The 26,543-nt window shown below is 65.0% G+C and carries 29 protein-coding genes; 21 read left to right on the plus strand and 8 right to left on the minus strand.

Annotated elements, in window-relative coordinates; all coding sequences use genetic code 11:
- Positions 1-12: 12 nt before the first annotated feature.
- The 5 genes from ACYCVF_RS34455 to blaOXA all read left to right on the plus strand — a co-directional run bounded on the left by ACYCVF_RS34455 (position 13) and on the right by blaOXA (position 4,041).
- The gene (locus ACYCVF_RS34455) at positions 13-309 is read left to right on the plus strand and encodes a hypothetical protein (RefSeq protein ID WP_459604136.1); all 297 of its coding nucleotides are present in this window, start codon (positions 13-15) and stop codon (positions 307-309) included.
- A 121-nt stretch (positions 310-430) separates the two neighbouring features.
- Entirely contained in the window at positions 431-1,225 is a 795-nt protein-coding gene (locus ACYCVF_RS34460; RefSeq protein ID WP_459604137.1) for an ATP12 family chaperone protein, read from the plus strand.
- A 58-nt stretch (positions 1,226-1,283) separates the two neighbouring features.
- Positions 1,284-2,891 carry a flagellar hook-length control protein FliK gene (gene fliK, locus ACYCVF_RS34465; protein WP_459604138.1) on the plus strand — a complete coding sequence of 536 codons (1,608 nt, stop codon included), beginning with the start codon at positions 1,284-1,286 and terminating at the stop codon, positions 2,889-2,891.
- Complete coding sequence (locus tag ACYCVF_RS34470) at positions 2,888-3,151, plus strand: EscU/YscU/HrcU family type III secretion system export apparatus switch protein (protein WP_028140989.1); 264 nt, start codon at positions 2,888-2,890, stop codon at positions 3,149-3,151. Before fliK ends, ACYCVF_RS34470 begins: the two co-directional genes overlap by 4 nt.
- Before the next feature lie 74 nt (positions 3,152-3,225).
- Positions 3,226-4,041 (plus strand): class D beta-lactamase, encoded by an 816-nt coding sequence (gene blaOXA / locus ACYCVF_RS34475; RefSeq protein ID WP_459604139.1) that lies wholly within the window; start codon positions 3,226-3,228, stop codon positions 4,039-4,041.
- A 185-nt stretch (positions 4,042-4,226) separates the two neighbouring features.
- Here blaOXA and ACYCVF_RS34480 read toward each other — a convergent pair whose 3' ends face one another.
- Positions 4,227-4,631, minus strand: coding sequence for a DUF4260 domain-containing protein (locus tag ACYCVF_RS34480; RefSeq protein WP_459604140.1), 405 nt, complete (start codon positions 4,629-4,631; stop codon positions 4,227-4,229).
- Between the two features lie 145 nt (positions 4,632-4,776).
- Here ACYCVF_RS34480 and ACYCVF_RS34485 point away from each other — a divergent pair, with 145 nt between their 5' ends.
- A complete protein-coding gene (locus ACYCVF_RS34485) occupies positions 4,777-6,309 on the plus strand; it encodes an acyl-CoA carboxylase subunit beta (protein WP_459604141.1) in 1,533 nt (510 codons plus the stop codon).
- A 611-nt stretch (positions 6,310-6,920) separates the two neighbouring features.
- Positions 6,921-7,268, plus strand: coding sequence for a hypothetical protein (locus tag ACYCVF_RS34490; RefSeq protein WP_459604142.1), 348 nt, complete (start codon positions 6,921-6,923; stop codon positions 7,266-7,268).
- Positions 7,269-7,296: 28 nt separating this feature from the next.
- Here ACYCVF_RS34490 and ACYCVF_RS34495 read toward each other — a convergent pair whose 3' ends face one another.
- Together ACYCVF_RS34495 and ACYCVF_RS34500 are read right to left on the minus strand one after the other, a co-directional pair.
- Positions 7,297-7,449 (minus strand): hypothetical protein, encoded by a 153-nt coding sequence (locus tag ACYCVF_RS34495; RefSeq protein WP_459604143.1) that lies wholly within the window; start codon positions 7,447-7,449, stop codon positions 7,297-7,299.
- 81 nt (positions 7,450-7,530) lie between these two features.
- Complete coding sequence (locus ACYCVF_RS34500; protein WP_459604144.1) at positions 7,531-8,178, minus strand: glutathione S-transferase family protein; 648 nt, start codon at positions 8,176-8,178, stop codon at positions 7,531-7,533.
- Between the two features lie 128 nt (positions 8,179-8,306).
- Here ACYCVF_RS34500 and ACYCVF_RS34505 point away from each other — a divergent pair, with 128 nt between their 5' ends.
- Together ACYCVF_RS34505 and ACYCVF_RS34510 are read left to right on the plus strand one after the other, a co-directional pair.
- Positions 8,307-8,621: a hypothetical protein gene (locus ACYCVF_RS34505; RefSeq protein WP_459604145.1), complete on the plus strand. Its 315-nt coding sequence runs from the start codon at positions 8,307-8,309 to the stop codon at positions 8,619-8,621.
- 114 nt (positions 8,622-8,735) lie between these two features.
- On the plus strand, positions 8,736-9,026 hold the full coding sequence (locus ACYCVF_RS34510) for a twin-arginine translocation signal domain-containing protein (protein ID WP_459604146.1): 291 nt from the start codon (positions 8,736-8,738) through the stop codon (positions 9,024-9,026).
- Between the two features lie 163 nt (positions 9,027-9,189).
- Here ACYCVF_RS34510 and ACYCVF_RS34515 read toward each other — a convergent pair whose 3' ends face one another.
- From ACYCVF_RS34515 to ACYCVF_RS34525, 3 genes are all read right to left on the minus strand, one after another.
- Complete coding sequence (locus ACYCVF_RS34515; protein ID WP_459604147.1) at positions 9,190-9,441, minus strand: GCG_CRPN prefix-to-repeats domain-containing protein; 252 nt, start codon at positions 9,439-9,441, stop codon at positions 9,190-9,192.
- A gap of 207 nt (positions 9,442-9,648) precedes the next feature.
- Positions 9,649-10,659, minus strand: a complete 1,011-nt coding sequence (locus tag ACYCVF_RS34520; RefSeq protein WP_459604148.1) for an alpha/beta fold hydrolase — start codon at positions 10,657-10,659, stop codon at positions 9,649-9,651.
- Between the two features lie 194 nt (positions 10,660-10,853).
- Positions 10,854-11,552 carry an ArsR/SmtB family transcription factor gene (locus ACYCVF_RS34525; RefSeq protein ID WP_459604149.1) on the minus strand — a complete coding sequence of 233 codons (699 nt, stop codon included), beginning with the start codon at positions 11,550-11,552 and terminating at the stop codon, positions 10,854-10,856.
- A gap of 70 nt (positions 11,553-11,622) precedes the next feature.
- Here ACYCVF_RS34525 and ACYCVF_RS34530 point away from each other — a divergent pair, with 70 nt between their 5' ends.
- The 3 genes from ACYCVF_RS34530 to ACYCVF_RS34540 are packed head-to-tail and all read left to right on the plus strand — an operon-like array spanning position 11,623 to position 13,174.
- On the plus strand, positions 11,623-11,931 hold the full coding sequence (locus ACYCVF_RS34530; protein WP_459604150.1) for an NIPSNAP family protein: 309 nt from the start codon (positions 11,623-11,625) through the stop codon (positions 11,929-11,931).
- Positions 11,932-11,959: 28 nt separating this feature from the next.
- Entirely contained in the window at positions 11,960-12,310 is a 351-nt protein-coding gene (locus tag ACYCVF_RS34535) for an antibiotic biosynthesis monooxygenase family protein (RefSeq protein ID WP_459604151.1), read from the plus strand.
- Between the two features lie 51 nt (positions 12,311-12,361).
- The gene (locus ACYCVF_RS34540; RefSeq protein WP_459604152.1) at positions 12,362-13,174 is read left to right on the plus strand and encodes an isocitrate lyase/PEP mutase family protein; all 813 of its coding nucleotides are present in this window, start codon (positions 12,362-12,364) and stop codon (positions 13,172-13,174) included.
- Between the two features lie 67 nt (positions 13,175-13,241).
- Here the strand turns inward: ACYCVF_RS34540 and ACYCVF_RS34545 are convergent, their stop codons facing one another.
- Positions 13,242-13,664: a hypothetical protein gene (locus ACYCVF_RS34545; RefSeq protein ID WP_459604153.1), complete on the minus strand. Its 423-nt coding sequence runs from the start codon at positions 13,662-13,664 to the stop codon at positions 13,242-13,244.
- A 166-nt stretch (positions 13,665-13,830) separates the two neighbouring features.
- On the opposite strand from ACYCVF_RS34545, the gene ACYCVF_RS34550 reads away from it, so the two are divergent.
- A complete protein-coding gene (locus tag ACYCVF_RS34550) occupies positions 13,831-14,475 on the plus strand; it encodes a trimeric intracellular cation channel family protein (protein ID WP_459604154.1) in 645 nt (214 codons plus the stop codon).
- Positions 14,476-14,522: 47 nt separating this feature from the next.
- Here the strand turns inward: ACYCVF_RS34550 and ACYCVF_RS34555 are convergent, their stop codons facing one another.
- Positions 14,523-15,740 carry a cytochrome c gene (locus ACYCVF_RS34555; RefSeq protein WP_459604155.1) on the minus strand — a complete coding sequence of 406 codons (1,218 nt, stop codon included), beginning with the start codon at positions 15,738-15,740 and terminating at the stop codon, positions 14,523-14,525.
- A 292-nt stretch (positions 15,741-16,032) separates the two neighbouring features.
- On the opposite strand from ACYCVF_RS34555, the gene ACYCVF_RS34560 reads away from it, so the two are divergent.
- The 8 genes from ACYCVF_RS34560 (at position 16,033) to ACYCVF_RS34595 (ending at position 26,448) form a co-directional block, all read left to right on the plus strand.
- On the plus strand, positions 16,033-19,524 hold the full coding sequence (locus ACYCVF_RS34560; protein WP_459604156.1) for an indolepyruvate ferredoxin oxidoreductase family protein: 3,492 nt from the start codon (positions 16,033-16,035) through the stop codon (positions 19,522-19,524).
- Between the two features lie 421 nt (positions 19,525-19,945).
- Complete coding sequence (locus ACYCVF_RS34565) at positions 19,946-21,103, plus strand: thiolase domain-containing protein (RefSeq protein ID WP_459604157.1); 1,158 nt, start codon at positions 19,946-19,948, stop codon at positions 21,101-21,103.
- Positions 21,103-21,492 carry a Zn-ribbon domain-containing OB-fold protein gene (locus tag ACYCVF_RS34570; protein WP_459604158.1) on the plus strand — a complete coding sequence of 130 codons (390 nt, stop codon included), beginning with the start codon at positions 21,103-21,105 and terminating at the stop codon, positions 21,490-21,492. Before ACYCVF_RS34565 ends, ACYCVF_RS34570 begins: the two co-directional genes overlap by 1 nt.
- Positions 21,493-21,697: 205 nt before the next feature.
- The gene (locus tag ACYCVF_RS34575) at positions 21,698-22,558 is read left to right on the plus strand and encodes a MaoC family dehydratase (protein ID WP_459604159.1); all 861 of its coding nucleotides are present in this window, start codon (positions 21,698-21,700) and stop codon (positions 22,556-22,558) included.
- 153 nt (positions 22,559-22,711) lie between these two features.
- Positions 22,712-23,590: an SDR family oxidoreductase gene (locus tag ACYCVF_RS34580; protein ID WP_459604160.1), complete on the plus strand. Its 879-nt coding sequence runs from the start codon at positions 22,712-22,714 to the stop codon at positions 23,588-23,590.
- Between the two features lie 110 nt (positions 23,591-23,700).
- The gene (locus ACYCVF_RS34585; protein WP_459604161.1) at positions 23,701-24,654 is read left to right on the plus strand and encodes a dihydrodipicolinate synthase family protein; all 954 of its coding nucleotides are present in this window, start codon (positions 23,701-23,703) and stop codon (positions 24,652-24,654) included.
- 4 nt (positions 24,655-24,658) lie between these two features.
- Positions 24,659-25,456: an NUDIX hydrolase gene (locus ACYCVF_RS34590; protein WP_459604162.1), complete on the plus strand. Its 798-nt coding sequence runs from the start codon at positions 24,659-24,661 to the stop codon at positions 25,454-25,456.
- Between the two features lie 77 nt (positions 25,457-25,533).
- Positions 25,534-26,448 (plus strand): DMT family transporter, encoded by a 915-nt coding sequence (locus tag ACYCVF_RS34595; protein ID WP_459607323.1) that lies wholly within the window; start codon positions 25,534-25,536, stop codon positions 26,446-26,448.
- Positions 26,449-26,543: the final 95 nt, after the last annotated feature.

The following is a 26,543-nucleotide window of genomic DNA, read 5'->3' on the forward strand; positions in this document are numbered from 1 at the left end:
ACATGTCTGCCCATGACAAGGCTTCCGATCCATCTTGTGCTGTTGGCTGTGCTGCTCACGGGGCAGCTCGCGCACGCCCAATACTTGCTGCCGGGCGCCCCTCAGCTCGTTCCGCTGCCGCCCCCTCCGCCGCCCCCGCGGATCGAGGTGCCGAAGGTTCCGCAGTTCGACGCGCCGCCGCGCTACAACTATAAGCCGATCCCGCGCAACTCGTTCAGCGACCGCGTCACGAGGTGCCTCGACGATGCCGCAGGCGCCGGGCTCGGCCCCGCGGACCGCGGCACTTATGCGCGTAGCTGCGCGAACTGAGGGGCTTCGGGCCTCACGCGCGGCGACGCCCGCAAGTTCCCGCATGCCCGCTGCTCGCTTTATCGGTCGCCGCCTCTATCTTAAAACCCTGCTATGCAGCGACCGGAGCCGAAAAGCCGATATGCGCGAATTGTTCGATGACGCTGCGGGGAAAGCCCCGCCCGATCCGCGTGAAGCAGCGCGCCAATCCGCGCGCGCGCCCATGCGCAAGCGCTTCTACAAGGAGGCCGCCGTCGCCGAGACCGAGGGCGGCTTTGCCGTCACCCTCGACGGCAAGCCGATCCGCACGCCCTCCGGGCGCCAGGTCGTGATTCCTGCGCGCGGACTTGCCGATGCGGTCGCCTCCGAATGGGCAGCCCAGGGCGAGGCGATCGACCCCATGACCATGCCGCTGACGCGGATCGCCAACAGCGTGGTCGAGGGCGTGGTCGACCGCGTCGATCAGGTCAGCGACGATCTGGCGAAATACTTGGAGTCCGACCTGCTGTTCTATCGTGCCGGCCATCCTGAGGGACTGGTCGCGCGCGAAACCGCCCATTGGGATCCCGTGCTGTTCTGGGCGGCGGAGACGCTGGGAGCGCGCTTCATCCTGTCTGAGGGCATCATGCATGTGAAACAGCCGGACGCGGCCGTTCAGGCCGCGCGCGCCGCGCTACCGCAGGATGCCTGGTCGGTGGCGGCGCTCCATATCGTCACCACCCTGACGGGTTCGGCGCTGCTGGCGCTGGCCCTGATCCATGGCGCGCGGGACGCCGACCAGGTCTGGGCCGCGGCCCATGTCGACGAGGACTGGAACATCGAGCAATGGGGTGTGGACGAGGAGGCCTCTAGCCGCCGGGCCATCCGCGCGCGCGATTTCGAGGCCGCCGTGGCGGTCTTGGCCGCGGTAAAGCCGCCCGCGGCCCAAGGTCCTTAACGAGAGGTTTACGACGGCGGCCTTAGGGTGGGGCCAGCTTTCCCTGGGCCGCCTCACGATGCCGACGCCGATAAGCTCGATCGTTCCCGTCAGTGCCGCCAGCCCTCCGGCTGATGCGGCGACGCCCGATCTCGTGCTTCAGGCCGGCAGTGTCGTCGACGCCAGAGTGGTCAGCGTGCTCGCGGACAATCTGGTACGGATCGCGATCGCAAATCTCTCGATGGACGTGATGTCGGAAGTGGCGCTGTCGCCCGGGCAAAATCTCCAGCTCGCGGTCTCGCAGAACGACGGCACCATCCGGCTCGCCGTCATGGGCGGGGCAGGTGGAGCGGCAGCCGATCAGATCACGCTCACGCCGGCTGCTGCCTCGCTGGTGGACAGCCCACCGCTTGCGCCGTCGGCGAGCGCTGCGCGCAACGCGCTGACGCCATCGGAGCAGGTTGCCGTCACAATGGCGTCCGCCGAGGCTGTGACCAAGCAGGGCAGCCAGGCACCGCTGTTCGCCAATCTCGCCGCGGTCGTCACCGGCAGCGATTTGCCGGCGGGGCTGAAGCAGGCCGTGCTCGATGTGCTGGCGCAACGGACGCCGCTCAATACCGGGCTCGACGGCAGCGATATCGAATCCGCCTTGCAGAAATCCGGCCTGTTTCTCGAGGCTTCGCTCGCCGCGGGCACGACGCCGCCGTCATCCGGCGCGACCCCCGACTTGAAAGCGGCGCTGCTCGTACTGCGCCAGACGCTGGCCTCGCTCGACGCCGCCGCACCCCAGGCGCAAGGCGCCGCGCTTCCGGCCAGCGCTACGGGGACAGCCACACCGGTTCAGCCCGCAGGCGGGGCCGTGCCGGCCGCTGTGCCGTCCACCGATGCTGAGATCGTTCAATCGCAGCAGATGCCGCGCGGCACCACGCAAGCAGCCGCCGTCCTGGCTGATGCCGCCGCTCCGCAGGCCGCGATGCCGCGAACGATGACGGCAGGCCTTGCCGCCAGCCTCTTGCAGGAGATCACGCAAAGCCTGCCGCGCATGATCGGCAACGTGCCCGGCTCCAACAAGGCCGTGCCGGATGGCCACCTCTTCGAGGCGGTCACCCAGGCAACCATGCCACCGCCGTTCCGCGGCGCATTGCCGGCGTCCCAGGCTGTCGCCTTGCCATCGCTGACGCCGGATACGCCGCTTGCCGCCACCGTGCACCGCCTGCGCGACGACACCGACGCCGCAATCGCCCGGCAGACCCTGCTCCAGGTTGCCTCGCTCCCCGATCGCACTGACGCTTCCGGCCACCGCGTCGACCCGGCCGTGCCGCAATGGAATTTCGAGATTCCGTTTGCCACCCCGCAGGGCACCGCGATGGCGCAGTTCGAGATCTCGCGCGATGGCGGCAATGAATCCGCCGATCCCGCCACGCGTGCCTGGCGTGCGCGCTTCTCGCTCAATGTCGAACCGGCCGGCCCCGTGCATGCTCTGATCACACTAAACGGCGACAAGACCTTCGTGCGGATGTGGGCGGAGCGACCGGCGACGGCGCAGCAACTCCGTGCCGGCATCGGTGAGCTCAGTCAGGCATTGACGAGGGCCGAGCTCAAGCCCGGTGACATCATCGTGCGCGACGGCACGCCGCCGCAACCGGCGCCTGTCCGCGCCGGACATTTCCTGGATCGTGCCACATGAGCGATCCTTCCAAGCTCGCGATCGCGCTGCATTACGAGAAGGGCACCAATGCGCCTGTCGTCGTTGCCAAGGGCAAGGGCACGATCGGCGAAAAGATCGTGGAGATCGCCAAGGCCCACGACATCCCGATCGAGGAGAACGAGGTTCTGGCCGGCGCGCTATCCAAGGTCGAGCTCGGTGAGGAGATCCCGCCCGATCTCTACAAGGCCGTCGCCGAGGTGCTGGTGTTCGTGCTGCGACTATCGGGCCGGGGACGGTAGGCACGACCTGTCATCGTTTCACCACGTAGCGGCTGCATGGTCGCGTCGCCTTCACTGCTCAACGGACATCACGCTTGCTCACCCGCCGTTCCACTCTCGGGCTGCTCGCAGCCGCCATCCTGCCGTCACGTGCGTTCGCCCACGTCGCGCCGCCGCGCAACGAGATCCGCGATAGCCTCGCCAAGCGCTTCGCCGATCTTGGCACATCGGGCACCTTCGTCGGCTACAAGGTCGAGGACTACCTGGTCGTCGCCAGCGACAAGGAGCGCTCGGGCGAGGGCAAGCTGCCGGCCTCGACCTTCAAGATTCCGAACTCGCTGATCGCGCTGGAAACCGGTGTCGTGGCTGACCCCGACAAGGACGTGTTTCCCTGGGATGGCGTCAAGCGCTCGATCGAGGCCTGGAACAAGGACCACACGCTGCGCAGCGCAATCGCGGTGAGCGCGGTGCCGGTTTATCAGGAGATCGCGCGCCGCATCGGCCAGGAGCGCATGCAGAAATATGTCGACGAGTTCGATTACGGCAATCGCGGCATCGGCGGCGGCATCGACCAGTTCTGGCTCACCGGGAATTTGCGCATCGACCCCGTCGAGCAGATCGATTTCGTCGACCGGCTGCGCCGCCGTGCGCTGCCGATCAGCAAGCGCAGCCAGGATCTGGTCGCTGACATCCTGCCGGTGACCAAGGTCGGAGACACCGTCATTCGCGCGAAGTCCGGGCTGCTGGGAGCCGAGCGCGGCGAGCCGTCGCTCGGCTGGATGGTCGGCTGGGCCGAGAAGGGCGAGGCGCATACCGTGTTCGCGCTCAACATGGATTGCCGCGAGCCGCGCCACGTCGAGGCCCGCATGCCGCTGACGCAATCATGTCTCGCCGAGATCGGCGCGATCTAACTCCAGCGCCCGTATCCGCCTAACCTGGCTTGTAAAGCGCCCGTCGAGGCCAAGGCGTCATGACCACCGCCGCACTGACTGGGCTCACGCAACATTCGGCGCCTGATTGCGAGCCGGAAGCAAGCCTGATCGGCTGGTCCGGTCAACCAGGCCGGAACACCAGGTTTTGCGCGATCGAGCGCCGGTCAGGCGTCCTTCTGCCGGCCGATCGCCCCCAGATGCGTGAAGCCGAATCCGGCGGAATATTTCAGGCCGTAGCCCAGTGCCCGGTCGATGCCGATATGGGCGAGCCAGATCAAGGCGATGGATTGCGTAAGCGGCGAGGCGAGGCCGAAGCCCAGCGTCAGCAGCGACACCGGCGCCATATAGCTGTGGCTGGCGTTGTAGACCAGCGCGCCGAATTTGGCGTCGGCAAGATAGCCCAGAAAGCTCAAATCCGGAGCGAAGAAGAGCACGGCGAACACCAACCAGGAGCCATCCCAGGCCCAGTAAAGCATCACCATCCCCGCAAACAGGGTCAGGCCCTCCAACCGCAGCAGGATGTTGACGCCGCCTGTCGCCGCGCCGGTCGCGGCGGCTCCTTCGGTCATGCTCGTCCCCCAGGCAAAACTCTGTAATTCCTTGCGCTTTCACGCTGCGGCAGGGCAGCCCTGCCGCGCGGAAAGCCGCTTCCCGGCCCGCAAAATGCCGTGTTAGAACCCGGCATCACCTAAGGCAAAGAACTGGCGGGAGCAAATGAAACATATCCTGGACGCCCTTGAAGATCGTCGTGCCGGCGCAAAGCTCGGCGGGGGTGAGAAGCGCATCGAGGCGCAGCACGCCCGCGGCAAGCTGACCGCGCGCGAGCGCATCGAGCTCCTGCTCGACAAGGGGTCGTTCGAGGAATTCGACATGTTCGTCGAGCACCGCTCCACCGAGTTCGGCATGGAGAAGAACAAGATCCCCGGCGACGGCGTCGTCACGGGTTGGGGCACCGTCAACGGCCGCAAGACGTTCGTCTTCGCCAAGGATTTTACAGTGTTCGGCGGCTCGCTCTCGGAAACGCACGCGCTGAAGATCACGAAGCTCCAGGACATGGCGATGAAGGCGAGGGCGCCCATCATCGGCCTCTATGACGCGGGCGGTGCCCGCATCCAGGAAGGCGTCGCCGCGCTCGCCGGCTACTCCTACGTCTTCCGCCGCAACGTGCTGGCCTCGGGCGTGATCCCGCAGATCTCCGTCATCATGGGCCCCTGTGCCGGCGGCGACGTCTATTCGCCCGCGATGACCGACTTCATCTTCATGGTGAAGAATACCAGCTACATGTTCGTCACCGGTCCCGACGTGGTGAAGACCGTCACCAACGAGGTCGTCACCGCCGAAGAGCTGGGCGGCGCCTCGGTGCACGCCACGCGCTCCTCAATCGCCGACGGCGCCTTCGAGAACGACGTCGAGACGCTGCTGCAGATGCGGCGCCTGATCGACTTCCTGCCGTCCAACAACACCGACGGCGTGCCGGAATGGCCGAGCTTCGACGACATCGGCCGCGTCGACATGTCCCTGGACACGCTGATCCCCGACAATCCGAACAAGCCCTACGACATGAAGGAGCTGATCCTGAAGGTGGTGGACGAGGGGGACTTTTTCGAGATTGCGGAAGCCTTCGCCAAGAACATCGTCACCGGTTTCGGTCGTATCGCAGGGCGCACCGTCGGCTTCGTCGCCAACCAGCCGATGGTGCTGGCCGGCGTGCTCGACTCTGATGCCTCGCGCAAAGCGGCACGCTTCGTTCGTTTCTGCGATGCCTTCAACATCCCGATCGTCACCTTCGTCGACGTGCCGGGCTTCCTGCCGGGCACCGCGCAGGAATATGGCGGCCTGATCAAGCACGGCGCGAAACTGCTGTTCGCGTACTCGCAATGCACGGTGCCGCTCGTGACCGTGATCACCCGCAAGGCCTATGGCGGCGCCTTCGACGTCATGGCGTCGAAGGAAATCGGCGCCGACATGAACTATGCCTGGCCGACCGCCCAGATCGCCGTGATGGGCGCCAAGGGCGCGGTCGAGATCATCTTCCGCAGCGACATTGGCGACCCCGACAAGATCGCCGCCCGCACCAAGGAATACGAAGACCGCTTCTTGTCCCCCTTCATCGCCGCCGAGCGCGGCTACATCGACGACGTCATCATGCCGCACTCGACGCGAAAGCGGATTGCCCGTGCGCTGGCGATGCTGAAGGACAAGAAGACGGAAATGCCGGCGAAGAAGCACGACAATTTGCCGTTGTGAGGGATGGAGACGTCATGGCAAGTTGGCATCGACGATTGTGTCGGAGCGCCAATGGCTCGTGCAACCTGATATTGGGCGTGTTGTTCGCAGTCCTGGCGACCGACATATCGTGCTTCGCGCAAGACAACCGGATGACCGTTACCGCCCGGTCGTCGGAAGAGACCGTTATCGAAGGCTACGCTGACGCCGACAATACGTGTACGCCGATCGAGCTTCCCCGGCTCTTGCTTATGCAGACACCGGAACATGGGATCGTCTGTTATCGGATTGAGGATTTCGAGGTGGCGGGCGACTCTGGAAGCGATCGAGCTTGTGTCGGGCGCTGGATCCGCGGCATAAGCGTTTTCTACTTGGCTCGGCCTGGTTACAGCGGGCCGGATAGTCTCCGATACGAAGCGATCACCGATCGAAGGCGGGACCGGGTGACTGTTCGCGTGAGGGTCTTGCCGAGCCCTGCAAACGACTCCAATCCATCTGCCAACGCTGGTGGTTCTTCGCGCGAGCCGTCTATGTCGATTGGGCCTATCCCTGCGTGCATCGTGCCGATGTCCTAGGCCAGGGTGCTCTACAATCGAAGTTCCTCGATCTGCTAGTGCTAGCTCACAAAGCCAATGACCGAAGACGATCCAACCGACGAGATTTCCGACATCGAAGCGCGGATCGAGGCGCTCGCCGAGATCGCCGAGCGATGCCGCAAGTACATTCTGGCGTCGAAGATCGCCATCGGTGGCGGGGCAGCGCTGCTGTTGGTTACGATCCTCGGGCTGTTCGGCTTCGGTCAGACCGCGGCGCTCGGCTCGATCGCGCTGGTGCTGGGCGGGATCGTCTCGCTCGGCTCCAACGTCAGCACGCTGCGGCAGACGGACGAGGCCATCAGTGCTGCGGAGGCGCGGCGTTCGGCTCTGATCGGACGTATTGACCTCAGGGTGGTCGCCGATGCTCCGCTGAAGCTGGTGTGATGCGCTGCTTTCTCGGCGCAACCACGCATCATGCGGCGCGCTTGACCGTCAGCTCCGAAAGCTCCGCGCGGCACTCGGCGGCCAAGGCCTGAAGCCGCTCGGCTGTCTGCCGGTCGAGGATGGCTTTCGCCAGCCGCTCGGCGCGGGCAACCTGTTGCTTGAGATACTCGATGCGGGCCATGTGTCACCTGTCGAACGGCTTCCTTCCGGTGGCGGCGTTTATATGCCGCGCCGGGATTTCATTGTGTGAGGTACATCACGCTCAGCGGCCTTTATCCGCCGCCGCGAAATGCGCGATCTGGTCGGCGTGTGCCTTGGCAAACGCCGGGCGGCCGATGGCGCGCGAGACGTAGGCGCGGCAGGCAGGGCTGTCCGCCAAGCCGCCGAAACCATCGACGACACGCAGCACATCCGACATCAGGATGTCGGCAACCGAGAAGGAGCCGGCCAGCCATTCGCGGCTGGCGAGCACCGGCTCGAGATGCTTCAGGCGCAGCTTGAGGAAGTCGTCTACGAATTTCCACGCCTGGGTGTCGCTCGGATGTCCCATGAATTTCGACATAGCCCAGGGCAGGCTCGCCATCTCCACCGAATTGAGCGCGGCGAACACCCATTCAGTCGTCTCGGAGCGGCCGCGCGGGTCTTGCGGCATCAGCTGTGTGCTGCGTTCGCCCAGATGCAGCAGGATCGCGCCGCTCTCGAAGATCGAGAGCTCGCCATCGGTCAGCCATGGCACCTGGCCGAACGGCTGGCGCGCGAGATGTGCCGCGCCCCGGTCGTCGAACGGCACGCCGACGACGCGGTAAGGCACGGCCGCTTCTTCGAGGGCCCAGCGCACACGGAGGTCGCGCACGAACCCTCTGGGCGCTTCGGGAACCCAGTCGAAGGTGGTCAGCGTGAGGTCGGCCATTCTGCGTCTCCATGTCGCCGTTCGAGCCAAGGACGCGCGAAGGGCGCGCGTTCCGACACGGGTGCCGAATTTTTTGTCGCCGAGGGCTGAAGCGGCTATCCTTTCTGCAAACAACAGGAGGAAAACCAATGCCAGCAGCTTTCTTCGTCGTCCGCGCCACCGTCACAGACGCCAGCAAGCGCGCCGCCTTCGACCGATGGTACGAGACGGAACATCTGCCCGATGCGATGAAGGCGTTCGGCGTCAGCAAAGCCTGGCGGTTCTGGAGCCTGGACGATCCTTCACTGCACCAGGCGATGTATCGGTTCGAGGACGAGGCAAAGCTGAATGCGATGCTGACAGGTGACGCGCTAGAAAAGCTCGTCGCCGACTTCGATCGTGATTGGCCCGACGTCAAGCGCTCGCGCGAGACGCTGGTGCTGGCGCAGGAGATTGCGAAATAGGCGTGACACAGCCTGCTGCGCAATGAATCTGAACGCGCGATTCAGCTTCGGTTCATGCCATCAGCGCGATACTTCCTCTGCATCACAGACACGATGATCCAAGAAGGAAGAAAGATGGAGCGCCGGAACTTTTTGAAACTTGCATTGGGACTGACGGCGGGCGCCGCCGCCTTCGCCGCGACTGCCGCGCAGGCCGCGCCGTTGTCGCCGCAGCCCGTCGCCGATCCCACCCGCACGCCGCAAGGCAATTCCGACGCTCATCCCGCGGTCACCACCAGCGAGGAATCCGCCAAGCTGACGCCCGAGCAGGTCCACTGGCATGGCCATCATCATCGCCACTGGGGCTGGCGCCGCCGTCATTTGCGTCGGCATCGCCGGCGCTGGCACCGCCGCCATCACTGGTGAGGTCGCGCCGGTTCGCGGATTGGACGGGGGTCGCTGCTGGCGATCCCCGTTTCGATTCGCAGGCGCTTCGGTCCGGCGGCGGCCCAACTCGTCGGCCGCAAACCGAAAAAAATGGCCGCGCAGGCTTCCGCCGCGCGGCCACTCTCAAAGCAGATGGACGAGATCAGAACGGGCGGCAGCGGCCGGCGTACCAGCGGAAGCCGTAGGGGCACACGCGCGCGCGAGGCACAACGACGATCGGCGCCGGGGCGACCACCACCGGAGCGCGGCGAACGACGACCGGGCCGCGCATCGGACGGCAGCTGCCATAGGGGCCGCGATACCAACCCGGGCCGCAACCGCCGGCGGCGCTGGCCGCCTCGCTGAAACCGACGACTGCACTGGCGAGCATGACGGCGGCAAACAGGTATTTCATCTGGTCTTCCTTCTGGTCCTTGGAGGCAGGCTTAGGGACATGGCGCTTCTGGCGAACAATGAATCAAGAGACGCGATTCGACACGTTAACGATTCGACACGTTAAATCTGCGGCGTGCCGACACGTCGTGATCCAAACCTGCCAATCATGACCTGAATGCGGCATGAACGTTCCGGGCATCCTGCCTCAGACGACACGCAAGTGTTGCTAGCGGCCGAGAAAACTAAGCACCAGTTCCTTGTACTTCTCGGGCGCCTCCAGGAAGACGAGGTGCCCGGTGTCCGGGATCACTTCCGCCCGCGCATTGGGCATCTTCGCGGCGAGCGCCTTCGCGAGCTCGGCGTTCTGCCCCATCTTGGCCCGCACCGCCTCGGGCGCGAGTGGCCGGCCCGGCGCATTGTGGTCGTCCGCCCCCATGATGAACAGCGTGGGCAGCGTGATGAGCGGGATCTCGTGCGCGACCGGCTCTCGGTAAATCATCTGGCCGGAGCTGACGAAGGCACGCAGCCAGCGCGGATAGTCCGGGCTGCCCTTGATGTTGAAGCGGGCATCGATGAACGGCGTGATCGCTTCGGCCGGCAGCTTGATCGCATAATTGGTCTGGAGCTGCTTCCGGTAGCCCTCCGCCGTGAGCTTGTCCTCGGTCTCGATCATCTTCTCGGTCGGCGTAGGGGGCACGTAGAGGCGGTAGTCTTCGAGCCCGATCGGCGCCGTCAGAACGAGATGGGCGACGCGATCGGGGTAGGCGCGCGCAATGCGCACTCCCAACATGCCGCCGAGCGAATGGGCGATGATCTCGGCCTTGTCGACTTTGAGATGGTCGAGCAGCGCGATGGTGTTGCGCGCCAGCGTGTCGAAATGCAGTTCGCCCTGCGGCTTGGAGGATTTGCCGAATCCGATCTGGTCCGGCACCACGATGCGAAAGCCGGCCTCGCTGAGCATCTTGATCACCGGTGCCCAATAGCTCGACGGGAAATTGCGTCCGTGCAGCAGCACCACGGTGCGGCCATTCGGTTGCGCAGGGGCCACGTCCATATAGGCCATGCTGAGCTGCTCGCCGTCGTTGACGAGCGGCAGGAAGTGCACGGGGTAGGGATAGGCAAAGCCTTCCAGCGCGATGCCATAGGGCTCGCGGGGCGCGGTGTCCGCGGCGATGGCGAAGGTGAACGGAGAGACGAGAAGGGCGGCGACGAGCGCGGCCAGGAGGAGGCGGTTCATGGAGGGTCTCGTAATTGGAGCAGTCATTCCGGGGCGCGCCCAGCGCGAACCCGGAATCTCGAGATTCCGGGTCTGGTCTTTCGGACCATCCCGGAATGACAATGCGCATAAAGACGTCAACGGCCGGGTCAAGCCCGGCCACGACGAGAGCGCGCATTCACACGCAAACGTGCGATCTCATCCGTCCCACGTGATCAGTCGTTCGCATTCCCGAACAGCGCGGCGAACTGCTTCTCGCCGGTACGGGTGAAATTCACGACGCGGCTGCCGGGCGTGGCATCGCGCGCGGCCCATTTCAGCTCGGCGAAGCGCTGCATCAACGCCGCGCCCAGCGTGCCGGCGAGATGGTGCCGCCGTTCGCTCCAGTCGAGGCAGGCCTTGCACACCGGGCGGCGCGGATGGGTGAGCATGTCGGACGAGATCTGCAGATGTTTGGCCAGGAAGCGCTCGCCCTCGGCCGTGAGCTCGATGTCCTGCTTCTTCTGCCTGATCAACTGCCGGGCGCGCATGGTGTCGAGCATCTGCACGCCGAGATCGCCGGCGAGATGATCGTAGCAGATCCGCGCGCGCCGCATCGCCGGATCCTTCGGTCCGGTGCGCACGCGCATGTGGCCGGTGCGCGCAGCAAGGCCCGCGAGCCCCTCGAGCACGCCGGCGACGTCGTCGTCGGTGAGCCGATAATAGCGGTGGCGACCCTGCTTCTCCGGCTCGATCAGACCGCCGGCCTCGAGCTTCGAAAGATGCGAGCTGGCGGTCTGCGGTGTGATGCCGGCCTCCTGCGCCAGCTCGCTCGCGGTGAGCGCGCGGCCGTTCATCAGCGCAGTGAGCATGTTGGCGCGTGCGGGGTCGCCGACCAGCGAGGCGACCAAGGCGATGTCGGGGCCCGATTTCATGCTTCGATGGTAGCCGAAGCATTGCGGGCGGGCAAGGCGTAGCGTGTTGCTTCAAGCACAGGAGCCCGTCATGTCCGTCACCGTCTTCATCCGCTATCAGCTCGATCCCTTCAAACGCCCGCAATTCGAGGAATATTCGAAGCGCTGGCTCACCATCATCCCGAGATGTGGCGGCGAGTTGATCGGCTACTTCATGCCCCACGAGGGCACTAACAACATCGCGTTCGCCTTGATTTCGTTCGAGAGCCTTGCAGCGTACGAGTCCTATCGCAAACGGCTGCGCGTCGATCTCGACGGCACCGCAAACTTCAACTTTGCGGAGGCCGAGAAATTCATCCTTGCGGAGGAGCGCACGTTCCTCCGCAAAGTGGTATTGTAGGCCACGACATCGTCAGCAGGAGACGCCCATGATCGCCGTAATCTTCGAAGTCTGGCCTAGGCCGGAACACCGCCAGGATTATTTCGATCTCGCGGCCGACCTCAAGCCGCTGCTGCAAACCATTGATGGCTTCATCTCGGTCGAGCGCTTCGAGAGCCTGACGGAGAAGGGCAAGATTTTGTCCGTGTCGTTCTGGCGGGATGAAGCAGCCGTGCAGGCCTGGCGCAACACGATGGAGCATCGCCGCACCCAGGCAAAAGGCCGCGCAAAAATCTTCGCGGACTATCATCTGCGCATCGCCAGCGTCATCCGCGACTACAGCATGACCGACCGCGAGCAGGCCCCGAAGGACAGCCGCGCGGTACACGATGCGCACTAGCGCGCGTACGATTGCGCGCCTATCTCTGCGCGGCCAACAAGGGAGCGGAACATGCATGTGACAACTGCTGACAAGCGCGCGACATTCAGGAAGATGCACGAAAGCGGCTGCTTCATCCTGCCCAATCCGGTCGATGTCGGCAGCGCGAAGGCATTGCAGCATCTCGGTTTCAAGGCGATCGCGTCGTCGAGTGCGGGATTTGCCTGGACCATCGGCAAGGCCGACAACCACGTCAACGTCGAGGACGTCTGTCAGCATCTGGCAGCATTGAGCTCGGCCGTCGACATTCCCGTGAATGCCGATTTCGAGGGCGGCTTTGCCGTCGAGCCGGACAGGGTCGCGGACAATGTCGAGCGCGGTGTGCGCACCGGAGTCGCGGGCCTCTCGATCGAGGATTCCACCGGCGACAAGGACAAGCCGCTCTACGACGGCGCCCTCGCAGTCGAGCGCATTAAGGCCTCGCGCAAGGCCATCGGCGACAGCGGCACGCTGCTGGTCGGCCGCTGCGAGGCTTACTTGTGGGGCGTCACCGACCTCAAGCTCGTCATCGACCGACTGACCGCTTATGCCGATGCCGGCGCAGACTGTCTCTACGCGCCGGGCCTGAAGAGCCGCGAGGACATCGCTGCGGTCGTGAAGGCGGTGCACCCGAAGCCGTTCAACCTGCTGATCGGCGGTTCAGGCCTGTCGCTGCAGGAAGCCCGTGATCTCGGCGTGCGCCGGATCAGCGTGGGCGGTTCGCTCGCCCGCGCCGCCTGGGGCGGCTTCATGCGCGCCGCGAAGGAGATGGCGGAGAAGGGAACGTTCACAGAGCTCGCAAGCGGCTATCCCGGCGGCGAGCTCAACAAGATCTTCAGTCAATAGCCACTGTCGAGGCAAACGAAGAGCGACGGGACATCGTCCCGCCGCTCTCACATCTCGTTGCGAACTGTTACTTGGCGTCAGACGGCGTCTGCGCATCAGGTGCCGGCTTTGCAGCAGGCGAGTCCGTAGAAGGGGCGGGCCTGCTCGGCGCCGCGCCCGTGGTCACGCCCGGCTCGGTGTTGTTACGCGGCGTCACGTCGCGCACGGCGGGAGGCGCGGCCGGATTGGTAGACGGGGCCTGCTGAGCAGTCTGCGTTGCCGGCGCATTGCTGGCCTGGTTCGTCGTACTTGTGTTGTTCAGGCCATAGAATACCGCGCCCAGCACCAGGGCAATCGCCACTGCAAACAGCGCAACCTTGCCGCTGGAGGCGGGGCCCTCGCCAAGCTCGGGATCGGCCTGCAGGTCGGCATCCCGGCGCGCCGCGCGAGCATACTCATCGTCGGCGAGGTTCGGGCGGTACGGATCGTTGGGAAAACGGTCGTCGGCCATCGATTGATCTCCTCGGGTTATGACGGCGGGACAACCCTCAGGTGCGAGATTCCGTTCCGCGCCACCCAATGCTTTCGCCGCATGTTGCTCTCGTGCCGGGAATCGGGAACCTGTTCACTCGGGAACTGGACGCGAGTTCCATGGCCGCGACGAGGGAACGAAGCCGATGTGGAGCCTTCCGCCGACCGATAGCGTGCTGCACTTTCTGGCCCTCGTCGCCTTGACGGCGGAGGGCATGACGGCCGCACTGGCCGCGGGGCGGCGCAGCATGGATTACGTCGGCGTTTGTCTTCTCGCCTGCATCACCGCGCTTGGCGGCGGTACGCTGCGCGATCTGTTTCTCGGTCACTATCCGCTGGTGTGGGTGGCCAACCCGATTTACCTTGCACTGCCGGGTGGGGCGGCGCTGCTGACGATCCTGATCGCGCGCTTCGTGCATCGGCTGTACCTCGCCTTCATCGTGCTCGATGCGATCGGCCTCGTCGTCTTCACCATGATCGGCTGCAACGTCGGCTGGCAGATGGATGCCTCGCTGCCGATCGTGATCGTCTCGGGCATGGTGACGGGCTGCGCCGGCGGTGTGTTGCGCGATGTGCTCTGCAACGACGTGCCGCTGCTGTTTCGCTCCGAGCTCTATGCCAGCGTCTCGGTCGTGACGGGGTTGTTCTACGCCACCGCGTTCGGCCTCAATCTCAATGCCGAGCTCTGGACGATCTTGACCTTCGTGCTCGGCCTCAGCTTGCGCCTGCTCGCTGTGCGCTACCGATGGGAGATGCCGAAATTCGTGTTCACGGGCGACGAGGAGCGGTGAGCGCTGGCGCGCGCGAATGGCGAATAGTCTGGGCCATTCCCCACTCACTATTCCCCATTCGCTTCTCGCTTTCTCGCCTTCGCCACCTGGGCCGGGGTCACCAGCAGGCCCGCATTGCCCCAGGAATTGCGGATGTAATTCGTCACCGCCGCGATCTCCTGGTCGGACAGTTGGTTGGCATAGCCCGGCATTTCGCCGGTGTTGGGCGCGCGCGGTGTCGTCACGGTGTGGGCGCCGTCGAGGATGATGCGCAAGGTGGAGGACGGATTGATCGATTGCAGCAGCGCGTTGCCGGGCAGCGGCGGATAAATCCGCGGCGCGCCGGACCCGTCCGCCTCATGGCACGCGATGCAGAGCTTTGCGTAGACCGCCTGGCCGGCCTTCATCTCGGCATCGTCCGGCGGCGTCACGATCGTCTCGCGCCGCGCCGGCGGCAAGCTCTTCAAGTAAACGGCGATTGCGCGCACATCGGTATCGTTCATTTTCGAGGTCGAGTTGACGACGACCTCCGCCATAGGCCCGCCGGCATGGCTCCTGGCGTTGCGCCCGCTTTGCAGATACTCGGCGATGTCCTCGACGCTCCACGATTTCAGCCCGGTGCGGACGGCGCCGTCGAGCCTTGGGGCGTACCAGCCGCCGATCTCGTTGCCGGACAAGGCCTGCGCGTCCCTGTCGGCGCCGAAATAGTTCTTGGGCGTGTGGCAGGCGCCGCAATGACCGAGCCCGGTGACGAGGTAGCCGCCTCTGTTCCAGGCCGTGCTCTTGCTCTGGTCCGGCTCGAACAGGCCGGGCTTGAAGTACATGGCGTTCCACAGCCGTATCAGGCCGCGATAGCCGAATGGCCAACGCAGCTCCGGCGGCTTGTTGCGGCTCGCCAAGGGCGCCAGCGTTCCGAGATAGGCGCGGATCGCGAGCACGTCGTCCTTCGTCATCCGCGTGAAGTAGGGATAGGGGAAGGCCGGGTAATAGTTCGAGCCGTCGGGCGCGATGCCGGTGCGCACCGCGCGGACGAAATCGGCGTCGGTCCAGGCGCCAATGCCGGTGTCGCGGTCCGGGGTCAGGTTCGGCGCATAGAGCGCGCCGAACGGCGTGTCGATGCGCTTTCCGCCCGCGAACGGCTTCGCCGGATCGGCGGTGTGGCAGCCCGCGCAGTCGCCGGCCTCGACGAGTGCCTTGCCATAGGCGATCAGCTCGGGCGATGGCCCGGCGAGGGCCGTGCTCGCAACCGCACTGCACAACGCGATCACAGTCAGAATCGTCCGCATCGAGGCGTCTCCTGCGACCAATCGCCGTCATTCGGCACCCTGGGGGCGGCCATTCATTTCGCAACGGCGGGGGTATGGTGACACAAATTGAAAATGCCCGGCGTGTTTCAGGCCACGAAATTGCGATTTTTACCCGGCGCGCCCTTCGGCCCAGATTTGTGGTGCGGATCATGAAATATCCGACATAGAGTGGCGGCGGTGGTCGGCGCGCCCTAGCTAAAAACAACGGGCGGGCAACGGCTTAAGCGACCCTTTCATAACAACGGCCTGAGCAGGGCGAAACGAGGACAGCATGGGCATCAACCAGGGTCCGATCAGTCTCGATCAAAAATACACCCAGGAAACCGGACACGTCTTCACCACGGGCATCCAGGCCCTGGTCCGCCTGCCGATGGCCCAGATCCGGCGCGACCGCGCCAACGGCCTCAACACCGCGGGCTTCATCTCCGGCTATCGCGGTTCGCCGCTCGGAGGTTATGACCAGCAGCTCTTTGCAGCCCGCAAGCATCTCGAGCAATACAACATCAAGTTCCAACCCGGCGTGAACGAGGATCTGGCGGCGACCGCCGTCTGGGGCTCACAGCAGCTCAACCTCTCGCCCGGCGCCAAATATGACGGGGTCGTCGGCATCTGGTACGGCAAGGGGCCCGGCGTTGACCGCTGCGGCGACGTGTTCCGCCACGGCAATGCGGCGGGCTCGGCCAAGAACGGCGGCGTGCTGTGCCTGGCCGGCGATGACCACGGCGCAAAATCCTCGACCGTTCCGCATCAGTCCGACCATGCCTTCATCTCGGCGCTGATGCCGTATCTCTATCCCTCGAGCATCCACGAGATGATCGAGATGGGGCTGCTCGGCATCGCGATGTCGCGCTATTCCGGCTGCTGGGTCGGCATGAAGGTGATCACCGAGACGGTGGAGACCACCGCCGAGATCGATCTCACCGACGAGATGAAGCCTTTCATCATCCCCACCGATTTCGAGCTGCCGCCCGGAGGCCTCAACCTGCGCTGGCCCGACGACCGCTTCGAGCAGGATCGACGCCTGCAGGACTACAAGGGTTTTGCGGCGATCGCCTTCGCGCGTGCCAACAAGGTCAACCGCGTCACCATGGATTCGCCGAACGCCCGCTTCGGCATTATGGCGTCGGGCAAGAGCTATGAGGACGTGCGGCAGGCGCTGCGCGAGCTCGGCATCACCGAGGAGGTCGCCGCCAAGATCGGCCTTCGTCTCTACAAGATCGGCATGCCCTGGCCGCTGGAGCCGGAAGGCGTGCGGCAGTTCGCTGTCGGCCTCGAAGAGATATTCATTATCGAGGAACGCCGCGAGATCGTCGAGAACCAGGTCAAGCAGGAGCTGTTCAACTGGCGCGACGACGTTCGCCCGCGCATCGTCGGCAAGATGGACGAGCACGACAAGCGCTTCCTGACCTTCTCCGCCGAGCTCAGCGTCGCTTCGCTTGCGACCTCGCTCACCGAGCGACTTCTCCGACTTAACCTCAACCCTGAAATCGCGGAGATGCTCCGCGTCAAGGCCGATTGGTTCAACGGCCGCCAGGCCACCCAGATGCAGGCGGTCGCGCCTGTCTCCCGTACCCCGTATTTCTGCTCCGGCTGTCCCCACAACACGTCCACGAAAGTCCCCGAAGGCAGCCGCGCGCTCGCAGGCATTGGCTGTCACTTCATGGCGCTGTGGATGGACCGCTCGACCGAGACGTTCACGCATATGGGCGGCGAGGGCGTGCCGTGGGTCGGTATCGCGCCCTTCACCAACGAGAACCACATCTTTGCCAATCTCGGCGACGGCACCTATTTCCACTCCGGGCTGCTCGCGATCCGCCAGGCGGTCGCCTCCAAGACCAACATCACCTACAAGATTCTCTACAACGACGCCGTCGCCATGACCGGCGGCCAGCGCCACGACGGCGATCTCTCGCCGCAGCAGATCACCTTCCAGCTTCATGCCGAAGGCATCCGTGAGATCTATCTCGTCTCCGAAGCGCCCGACGCCTATCCGGACGACACCATCGCGCCCGGCGTGAAGAAGTATCACCGCGACGAGCTCGACAGCGTCATGAAGATGTGCCGCGAGTACAAGGGCACCTCGGCGATCGTCTTCGTACAGACCTGCGCGGCCGAAAAGCGCCGACGCCGCAAGCGCGGGCTGCTGGAGGATCCGGCGCGCCGCGTCATGATCAACCCTGCGGTCTGCGAAGGCTGCGGCGACTGCTCGGTGCAGTCGAACTGCATCTCGGTGGAGCCGCTGGAGACCGAGTTCGGCCGCAAGCGCGCCATCAACCAGTCGTCCTGCAACAAGGACTATTCCTGCGTGAAGGGCTTCTGTCCGTCCTTCGTCACCGTGGACGGCGGCAAGCCGCGCCACCGCGCGCCGGCTGAGCTCGCCGATATCGGCGCGCTGCCCGAGCCGGCCGCGCGCCCGACGCTCGACAAGCCCTACAACATCGCGGTTGGCGGTGTCGGCGGCACCGGCGTTCTCACCATCGGCGCGCTGCTCGGCATGGCCGCCCATATCGAGGGCAAGGCCTCGATGATCCTCGACATGTCAGGCCTTGCGCAGAAGGGCGGGGCGGTGCTCAGCCATGTCCGCCTGTCCGATCATCCGGCGGAAGTGACCTGCTCGCGCATCGTCACCGGCACGGCCGATCTCGTGCTTGCCGCTGACGAGGTGGTTGCCGTCGCCAAGGACACGATCTCGCTCTGCGACACCAGCCGCACCCGCGGCATCATCAACAGTCATGTCATTCCCACCGCCGACTTCGTCCTCAACCGCGACTTCAACTTCCAGACCCGCAAGCTGAATGGGCTGTTGGAAACGGCGCTGCACAAGGACTCCGTGTTCTTCGATTTCACCAGGCCGGCAGAGCAGCTGCTCGGTGATGCCATCGCGACCAACATGATGATGATGGGGTACGCCTATCAGAAGGGGCTGTTCCCGCTGTCGGCGGAATCGATCGAGCAGGCCATCGAGATCAACGGCGTCTCGATCAAGATGAACAAGGAAGCCTTCCGCCTCGGCCGTCTCGCAGTCGCAGACCCCGCGCGCCTTGCCGCGATGCTGAAGGGAACGGACGAGGTGGTCGCGCCCAAGACCCTTGACGCGATGACGCTCGATGAGGTCATCGAACATCGCGTCAAGCACCTGACCGCCTATCAGAACGGTCGGCTGGCAAGACGTTATCGCAAGCTGGTCGACCAGGTTCGCGATGCCGCCAAGCAGGGCGGTTATGGCGATGCGCTGCCGCGGGCGGTCGCGGTCAACTACGCCAAGCTCCTCGCCTACAAGGACGAGTACGAAGTTGCGCGCCTCTACACCAACGGCGCCTTTGAGCAGCAGCTCCGCGATCAGTTCGAGGGCGACTTCAAGTTCAACTTCAACCTGGCGCCGCCGATCCTCAGCCGAGGCGTCGATGCGTTGGGGCGCCCGAAGAAGCGCGCCTTTGGCCCTTGGATGCTGAGCGTCTTCCGCGTGCTGGCGAAATTCAAGTTCCTGCGCGGCACGCCATTCGACATTTTCGGCCGCAGCGCCGACCGCAAGCTCGAGCGCGATCTGATCGCCGGCTACGAGAAGGACGTCGCCACCGTGCTCGGCCTGCTGTCGCCGGTTACGATCGACACCGCCGTCGAACTGCTGTCACTGCCCGATCGCATCCGCGGCTACGGCCCGGTGAAGGAGAAGGCAGTGCACGACGCCAAGGCCCGCTACGCCCAGCTCGCCGCAGATCTGGCGAACCCGCCGCCGGCGCCGCGGCAGATCGCGGCGGAGTAGGGCGGAGTAGGGCATTGATTTGTCTGTAGCCCGGGTGAGCGCAGCGATACCCGGGACGTTGCTCATGGAATCCCGGATGTCGCTCCGCTCATCCGGGCTACAGTCGACCTTGCGATTTCCTCTTTGAAATCAAGCACCGTTCTACTGTGCATGGGGTTGTTTTCGCGAAATTGATCATCGGTTGCGGCGTCGGGCAAAACACCTTTAGAATTTTGGATGTCGCGATCGTCGGCGTCAGTCCGCCGTCATAGCGAGCGCAGCGAAGCAATGACGATGTCGAGGCAGACGAGCGCCCCTGAACCATCCCCACTTGCGCCGACCCGCCGCCCTCTCGCGGGGCGGAATATTTCCGCGCTTGCCAAGCAGGCCACCGCGGTTCAGAAAACCGGAGCAACAAGAAACGCGAGCGGAGACCTGAAGTTTGACCATCAAGGGCAAGGCCTACATTGCCGGGATCTACGAACACCCGACCCGGCATGCGCCGGACAAATCCACCGCTCAGCTCCACGCCGAGGTCGCGAAGGGTGCGATCGAGGATGCCGGGATCAGCAAGGACGATATCGACGGCTATTTCTGCGCGGGCGACGCGCCCGGCGGTGCCTGGCCGATGGTCGATTATCTCGGCCTGAACACGAAAAAGCTCCGTCACGTCGATTCGACCGAGACCGGCGGCTGTTCCTACATCATCCATCTCGGTCACGCCGCCGAGGCGATCGCCGCGGGCAAGTGCTCGATCGCGCTGATCACGCTGGCCGGCAAGCCGCGCACCGGCGCGATGCCGCCGCGGGCGCAGGGCGCCGAAGCCGATTTCGAGACCGGCTACGGCGCGACCACGCACAATGCCTACGGCATGTGTGCCATGCGCCACATGCACGACTATGGCACCACCTCGGAGCAACTCGCCTGGATCAAGGTCGCGGCGTCGCACCATGCGCAGTACAACCCGCATGCGATGCTGAAGGACGTCGTCACCGTCGAGGACGTTCTTAACTCCCCGATGATCTCCGATCCCCTGCATCGCATGGATTGCTGCGTCGTCTCCGACGGCGGCGGCGCGCTGATCGTGACGACGCCTGAGATCGCCAAGAGCCTGAAGAAGCCGCTGGTCCGACTGATCGGCCATGGCGAGGCGATGAAGGGTCCGCGCGGGGGCAAGGACCTCGACCTCACTTACTCCGCAGGAATCTGGTCCGGCCCACGCGCGTTCGAGGAAGCCGGCATCACGCCGAAGGACATCAAATACGCCTCGATCTACGACAGCTTCACCATCACCGTCCTGATGCAGCTGGAAGACCTCGGCTTCTGCAAGAAGGGCGAGGGCGGCAAGTTCGTCGCCGACGGCAACCTCATCTCGGGCGTCGGCAAGCTGCCGTTCAATACCGATGGCGGCGGCCTCTGCAGCAACCATCCGGTCAACCGTGGCGGCATGACCAAGATCCTCGAGGCTGTGCGGCAGCTGCGCGGCGAGGCGCATCCGAAGGTGCAGGTCAAGAACTGCGATCTCGCGATCGCTCACGGCACCGGCGGCCTTTTGGGCGTTCGCCACGCCGCCTCGACCGCCATTCTGGAGCGCGTGTGATGAGCGAAGCAAAGAAATATCCGGCACCCGTCACGAACCCCGAGACCGCGGCGTTCTGGGACGCGGCGAAGCAGGGCAAGTTAATGATCAAGCGCTGCACCGCCTGCGGCGAAGCACACTACTTCCCGCGCTCGATCTGTCCGTTCTGCTATTCCGACAAGACGGTGTGGGAGGAGGCGTCGGGCGAGGGCACGATCTACACCTGGAGCCTGATGCGGAAGTCGCCGACCGGCCCTTACGCGATCGGCTATGTCACGCTGAAGGAGGGGCCGTCGGTGCAGACCAATTTCGTCGACTGCGATCTCGAGAAGCTGAAGATCGGCCAGAAGGTGAAAGTGGTGTTCAAGCCGACCGACGGCGCGCCGCTGCCGTTCTTCACGCCGGCTTGACTGCTTTCTTCCTTCTCCCCTTGTGGGAGAAGGTGGCGCGAAGCGCCGGATGAGGGGTTTCTCTCCACAGAGAGGCTTTTGCTGAGGAGCCAGCCCCTCACCCGAGTGAGTTTGTTGCAAGAGCGGTGCGGCCCTCTCCCACAAGGGGAGAGGGCGCATTAACGAGCGCCGCTGCTCGCGGAGAGACCGGGAGGAAACCAGAAAAATGTCGGCCAGATACGAAGAGCTCAAAGGCCTGAAGAATATTGGCCAGAAATACAGCTACACTGACCGCGAAGTCATGCTCTATGCCTACGGCATCGGCCTCGGCGCCGACCCCATGGACGAGAAGGAGCTCGCGTTCGTCAACGAGGGCACGCTGACGCCGCGGCCGCTCAAGGTGGTGCCGACATTTGCCTCAGTAGCGGCATGGGGCGCAGGCCCGGGCGAGATGAACCTCAACCGCGTCATGGTGGTCGATGGCGAGCGCGACATCACCTTCCACCAGCCGCTGCCAGTCGCGGCCAACATCACTGCCGATTCCTCCGTGCTCGAGGTCTACGACAAGGGCAAGGACAAGGGCGTCGTGATTAGCCACCAGACCGTGCTGAAGAACGAGAAGGGTGAGAAGCTGGCGACGCTCGTCGCCTCCCGCTTCGCCCGCGGCGATGGCGGCTTCGGCGGGCCGAACCTGCCCCAGCCCGATCCGCACAAGATCCCGTCGCGCTCCCCCGACAAGACCATCGATATCACCACGCGTCCCGACCAGGCGCTGGTCTATCGCCTCTGCGGCGACCGCAACCCGCTGCACTCCGACCCGGAGTTCGCGAAGAAGGCCGGCTTCCCGCGCCCGATCCTGCACGGCATGTGCACCTACGGCATCACCTGCCGCGGCGTGCTGCAGACCTATGCCGACTACGATGCGAGCGCCTTCCGCCAGCACGGCGCGAGGTTCTCCTCGCCCGTCTATCCCGGCGAGACCGTGACCATGGACCTCTGGAAGGACGGCAACGTCATCTCGTTCGAAGCCAAGGTGAAATCGCGCGGCGTCACCGTAATCAAGAACGGCAGGACGGTGCTGGGTTAGGCGGGCCGCTTGCGCTGCGTTGAGCTATTTCGTCATGCCCGGGCTTGTCCCGGGCATCCACGTTCTTTCGCGTAGTTGACGGGTAAGTTCGTGGATGGCCGGGACAAGCCCGGCCATGACGGAGCGACAAAACAAAAACAGGGAGAAGCGACCATGGGACTGCTCGACGGCAAGGTTGCGCTGATCACCGGCGCGGGCGGGGGGCTCGGTGAGGCCTACGCAAGACTGTTCGCGCGGGAAGGGGCCTCGGTCGTCGTCAACGATCTCGGCGGGCCTCGCGACGGCTCCGGCGCCGACAAGTCCATGGCGCAGCAGGTGGTCGACGCGATCAAGGCCGAGGGCGGCAAGGCGGTCGCGAACGGCGCCGACATCTCCACCATGGAAGGCGGCCAGTCGGTTTTCGACGACGCCGTCAAGCACTTCGGCCGTGCCGACATCCTCGTCAACAACGCGGGCATTCTGCGCGACCAGACCTTCGCCAAGGCTTCGGAAGCCGACTGGGACAAGGTCATCAAGGTGCACCTGAAGGGCACCTTTTGTTGCACCCTGCCGGTGTTTCGCTGGATGCGGGAAAATGGCGGCGGCGTCATCGTCAACACCTCCTCGACCTCCGGGCTGATCGGCAATTTCGGCCAAAGCAACTACGGTGCGGCCAAGGGCGGCATCTGGGGCCTGTCCAACGTGCTGGCCATCGAGGGGCGCAAGTACAACATCCGGGTCTGGACGCTGGCCCCGGGCGCCCTGACCCGCATGACCGCAGACCTGCCCCGCTATAAGGAGAACCCGGGCGCGGCGCTGGGGCCGGACGGCATCGCGCCGGCCGTGCTATACATGGTCAGCGACTTGTCGGGCGACCAGACCGGCAAGGTGCTGGGCGTGTCCGGGCCCCGCGGCGTGCGCGAAATGCGGATGATGGAAATGGAAGGCTGGAAACCGCCGCATTCGGGCTGGAAGGCCCAGGACATCGTCGACAATGCCAAGGAGATCTTCTTCTCCGAAGAGCAGATCAAGATGGGGGCGCGGCGGTTTTAGGCTGATGTGTCGTTCCGGGGCACGCGAAGCGTGAACCCGGAACCTCGAGATTCCGAGTTCGGCTCTGCGAGCCGAACCCCCGGAATGACAACAGAGAGAGACGAAGACCTATGAAACTCACCGCCGACGCCAAGGGCACTTTCGCGATCGCGCCGACGCCGTTCCATGACGACGGCCGGATCGACGAGCGCTCGATCGACCGCCTGACCGACTTCTACGAGGAGGTCGGCTGCGACGGCGTCACGGTCCTGGGCATCATGGGCGAGGCCCCGAAGCTCGACGCGGCCGAGGCCGAGCAGGTTGCGGTGCGCTTCGTCAAGCGGGCCAAGAAGATGCAGGTCATCGTCGGCGTCTCCGCGCCGGGCTTTGCCACCATGCGTTCGCTCGCCAAGGCCTCGATGGATGCGGGCGCGGCCGGCGTGATGATCGCGCCGCCGCCCAGCTTGCGCACCGACGATCAGATCGTCGGCTATTTCAAGCAGGCGGCCGAGGCGATCGGCCCCGACGTGCCCTGGGTGCTCCAGGACTATCCGCTGACCCTCTCGGTGGTGTTCACGCCTGCCGTGATCCGCAAGATCGTCATGGACAATCCGAACTGCGTGATGCTCAAGCACGAGGACTGGCCGGGCCTGGAGAAGATCTCGGCCCTGCGCAGCTTCCAGAAGGACGGCTCGCTGCGGCCGCTCTCGATCCTCTGCGGCAATGGCGGGCTCTTCCTGGATTTCGAGATGGAGCGCGGCGCCGACGGCGCCATGACCGGCTATGCCTTCCCCGAGCTCCTGATCGATGTCGTGCGCCTCTCGAAGCAAGGCAAGCGCGATGCCGCGCATGATCTGTTCGATGCGCATCTGCCGCTGATCCGCTACGAGCAGCAGCCCGGCGCCGGACTCGCCGTGCGCAAATACGTGCTGCAGAAGCGCGGCGTCATCGCCTCCAGCGCCCAGCGCAAGCCCGGCGCCATCATCACGGCGGCGGCGAAGGCCGAGGTCGAGTATCTGCTGTCGCGCGTCGCCCGCGTCGACAAGCGCGCCAACCTCGGCCCGCAATCCAGCGCCGCGGGCTAGTCGAATGGCCGAGACATCAGCATCGCGCCCCGCGTCGACGATCCTCCTGCTGCGCGACGGCGCAGCAGAGGACATCGAGGTCTTCATGATGGTTCGCCATCATCAGATCGAGTTCAACTCGGGCGCGCTGGTGTTTCCCGGCGGCAGCGTCGATGCCGGCGACAAGGAGGTCGTCAAGCGTTCGGACCTGTATTCCGGCGGTGAGGGGCTCAGCGAAGCGGACCGCGGATTTCGTATCGCCGCGATCCGCGAGACTTTTGAAGAGAGCGGCATCCTGCTGGCGCGATCGAAGGAGACGGGCGCGCCGGTCGATGCCAAGCGCGCCGGCGAGATCGCTGACGCACATCGGGTCGCTCTCAACGAGCACAAGATCAGCTTTCTCGACATTCTCGCCGACAATGGCCTCCAGCTCGCGCTGGAGACCCTCGTGCCTTACGCACACTGGATCACGCCGGAGGGAATGCCCAAGCGCTTCGACACCTGGTTCTTCCTCGCGGCAGCTCCGCCCGATCAACTCGGCGCCCATGATGGCCGCGAGTCCACCGATTCGATCTGGGTCTCGCCGCGCGAAGCGGTGGAGGGTGGTGAGAGCGGCCGCTTCAAGCTGCCGTTTCCGACCACGCGCAATCTGATCCGGCTTGCGAAGCAGCCAAACGTGAGCGCCGCGCTGGAGCACGCCCGCGGGATGTCGATCGTCACGGTCATGCCGGTCATGACCAAGACCGAAACCGGGCGCCAACTCCGCATTCCCCCCGAGGCCGGATATGACGGCGAGGTGTTCGAGGTCGGAGCGGTCGGCTAGTACACTTCGATAGGCAACGAAGTATTGGCGAGTGCGAACGCGCTAGGTTCCGTCCACCGAGAAGGACGGAATGCGCCATGGACAACCGGCAGAACACCAACATCGCCGTCGAGCTGACGTTGCTGGTCATGCTCGCAACGCTTTGGGGCGGCTCCTACACCTTCATCAAGCTCGGCGTCGCCACCATCCCGCCGATCACGCTGATCGCAGCGCGCACCGCGATCGCCGGGGTGCTGCTGCTCGTCGTCATGCGCGCGCGCGGCATCAGCATGCCGACCGATGGATCGACCTGGCGGCGCTTCGCCTTCCAGGCCGTGCTCAACAGCGTCATTCCATGGACCCTGATCGCCTGGGGCGAGCGTCACGTCGATGCCGCGCTTGCCACCATCCTCAACTCGGCCGGACCGGTCTTCACCTTCCTGCTCACGGCGGTCGTCACCCGGCACGAGGCGACGATGCCGCGAAAGCTGTTCGGGGTGGTGGCGGGTATGGCGGGCATCCTGCTGATCATCGGCGTCGATGCCTTCCATGACATCGGCAGCGGCCTCGTCGCCGAGGCCGCGATCGTCGCCGCCACCTTATGCTACGCCTGCGCCGCGATCTTCGGCCGCAGCTTCAAGGACCTCGATCCCATGGCGCCGGCGGCCGGCTCGTTGCTGGCGGGTGCCGCGGTCCTGATCCCCGCTTCGCTGCTGCTCGAGCAGCCCTGGACGCTGTCGCCCTCGCTGGCTTCCGTATTGGCGCTGCTGGCGCTCGCGGTGTTCTCGACCGCAGCAGCGTTCGCGATCTATTTCCGCCTGATCCAGACACTGGGCTCGGTCGGCACCACCGCGCAGGCTTACCTGCGCGTCCCCATCGGGGCCGCCATCAGCATCGTCTTCCTGGGCGAGACCCTGGGCCGGACCGCCTGGATCGGCCTGGCCTGCGTCGTCCTGGGCGTCGCTGCCATGACCATCCCGGCCCGCAGGACCCCCAGCGTCAAACCATCGTAAGGCGGAGGCTGAAGAGGGCGGCCGGCGCCGATATTAAGGATGTTCCGCGTCCCGAGGCATGTTCCCCCCGGGCGGCAATACGTCGTATATTGGGG

This window comes from Bradyrhizobium cedriense, from assembly GCF_054602315.1.

What these genes read in the sequence shown, in the direction of transcription:
- ACYCVF_RS34545 (WP_459604153.1), bottom strand. Translation starts at nt 13,664, where the DNA reads ATGGCCGACGACCGTTTTCCCAACGATCCGTACCGCCCGAACCTCGCC.
- ACYCVF_RS34530 (WP_459604150.1), top strand. Translation starts at nt 11,623, where the DNA reads ATGTCCGTCACCGTCTTCATCCGCTATCAGCTCGATCCCTTCAAACGC.
- ACYCVF_RS34480 (WP_459604140.1), bottom strand. Translation starts at nt 4,631, where the DNA reads ATGACCGAAGGAGCCGCCGCGACCGGCGCGGCGACAGGCGGCGTCAAC.
- ACYCVF_RS34560 (WP_459604156.1), top strand. Translation starts at nt 16,033, where the DNA reads ATGGGCATCAACCAGGGTCCGATCAGTCTCGATCAAAAATACACCCAG.
- ACYCVF_RS34575 (WP_459604159.1), top strand. Translation starts at nt 21,698, where the DNA reads ATGTCGGCCAGATACGAAGAGCTCAAAGGCCTGAAGAATATTGGCCAG.
- ACYCVF_RS34595 (WP_459607323.1), top strand. Translation starts at nt 25,534, where the DNA reads ATGGACAACCGGCAGAACACCAACATCGCCGTCGAGCTGACGTTGCTG.
- ACYCVF_RS34495 (WP_459604143.1), bottom strand. Translation starts at nt 7,449, where the DNA reads ATGGCCCGCATCGAGTATCTCAAGCAACAGGTTGCCCGCGCCGAGCGG.
- ACYCVF_RS34570 (WP_459604158.1), top strand. Translation starts at nt 21,103, where the DNA reads ATGAGCGAAGCAAAGAAATATCCGGCACCCGTCACGAACCCCGAGACC.
- ACYCVF_RS34515 (WP_459604147.1), bottom strand. Translation starts at nt 9,441, where the DNA reads ATGAAATACCTGTTTGCCGCCGTCATGCTCGCCAGTGCAGTCGTCGGT.
- ACYCVF_RS34455 (WP_459604136.1), top strand. Translation starts at nt 13, where the DNA reads ATGACAAGGCTTCCGATCCATCTTGTGCTGTTGGCTGTGCTGCTCACG.
- ACYCVF_RS34525 (WP_459604149.1), bottom strand. Translation starts at nt 11,552, where the DNA reads ATGAAATCGGGCCCCGACATCGCCTTGGTCGCCTCGCTGGTCGGCGAC.
- ACYCVF_RS34535 (WP_459604151.1), top strand. Translation starts at nt 11,960, where the DNA reads ATGATCGCCGTAATCTTCGAAGTCTGGCCTAGGCCGGAACACCGCCAG.
- ACYCVF_RS34510 (WP_459604146.1), top strand. Translation starts at nt 8,736, where the DNA reads ATGGAGCGCCGGAACTTTTTGAAACTTGCATTGGGACTGACGGCGGGC.
- ACYCVF_RS34555 (WP_459604155.1), bottom strand. Translation starts at nt 15,740, where the DNA reads ATGCGGACGATTCTGACTGTGATCGCGTTGTGCAGTGCGGTTGCGAGC.
- fliK (WP_459604138.1), top strand. Translation starts at nt 1,284, where the DNA reads ATGCCGACGCCGATAAGCTCGATCGTTCCCGTCAGTGCCGCCAGCCCT.
- ACYCVF_RS34520 (WP_459604148.1), bottom strand. Translation starts at nt 10,659, where the DNA reads ATGAACCGCCTCCTCCTGGCCGCGCTCGTCGCCGCCCTTCTCGTCTCT.
- ACYCVF_RS34490 (WP_459604142.1), top strand. Translation starts at nt 6,921, where the DNA reads ATGACCGAAGACGATCCAACCGACGAGATTTCCGACATCGAAGCGCGG.
- ACYCVF_RS34470 (WP_028140989.1), top strand. Translation starts at nt 2,888, where the DNA reads ATGAGCGATCCTTCCAAGCTCGCGATCGCGCTGCATTACGAGAAGGGC.
- ACYCVF_RS34485 (WP_459604141.1), top strand. Translation starts at nt 4,777, where the DNA reads ATGAAACATATCCTGGACGCCCTTGAAGATCGTCGTGCCGGCGCAAAG.
- ACYCVF_RS34580 (WP_459604160.1), top strand. Translation starts at nt 22,712, where the DNA reads ATGGGACTGCTCGACGGCAAGGTTGCGCTGATCACCGGCGCGGGCGGG.
- ACYCVF_RS34590 (WP_459604162.1), top strand. Translation starts at nt 24,659, where the DNA reads ATGGCCGAGACATCAGCATCGCGCCCCGCGTCGACGATCCTCCTGCTG.
- ACYCVF_RS34505 (WP_459604145.1), top strand. Translation starts at nt 8,307, where the DNA reads ATGCCAGCAGCTTTCTTCGTCGTCCGCGCCACCGTCACAGACGCCAGC.
- ACYCVF_RS34540 (WP_459604152.1), top strand. Translation starts at nt 12,362, where the DNA reads ATGCATGTGACAACTGCTGACAAGCGCGCGACATTCAGGAAGATGCAC.
- ACYCVF_RS34460 (WP_459604137.1), top strand. Translation starts at nt 431, where the DNA reads ATGCGCGAATTGTTCGATGACGCTGCGGGGAAAGCCCCGCCCGATCCG.
- ACYCVF_RS34550 (WP_459604154.1), top strand. Translation starts at nt 13,831, where the DNA reads ATGTGGAGCCTTCCGCCGACCGATAGCGTGCTGCACTTTCTGGCCCTC.
- ACYCVF_RS34500 (WP_459604144.1), bottom strand. Translation starts at nt 8,178, where the DNA reads ATGGCCGACCTCACGCTGACCACCTTCGACTGGGTTCCCGAAGCGCCC.
- ACYCVF_RS34585 (WP_459604161.1), top strand. Translation starts at nt 23,701, where the DNA reads ATGAAACTCACCGCCGACGCCAAGGGCACTTTCGCGATCGCGCCGACG.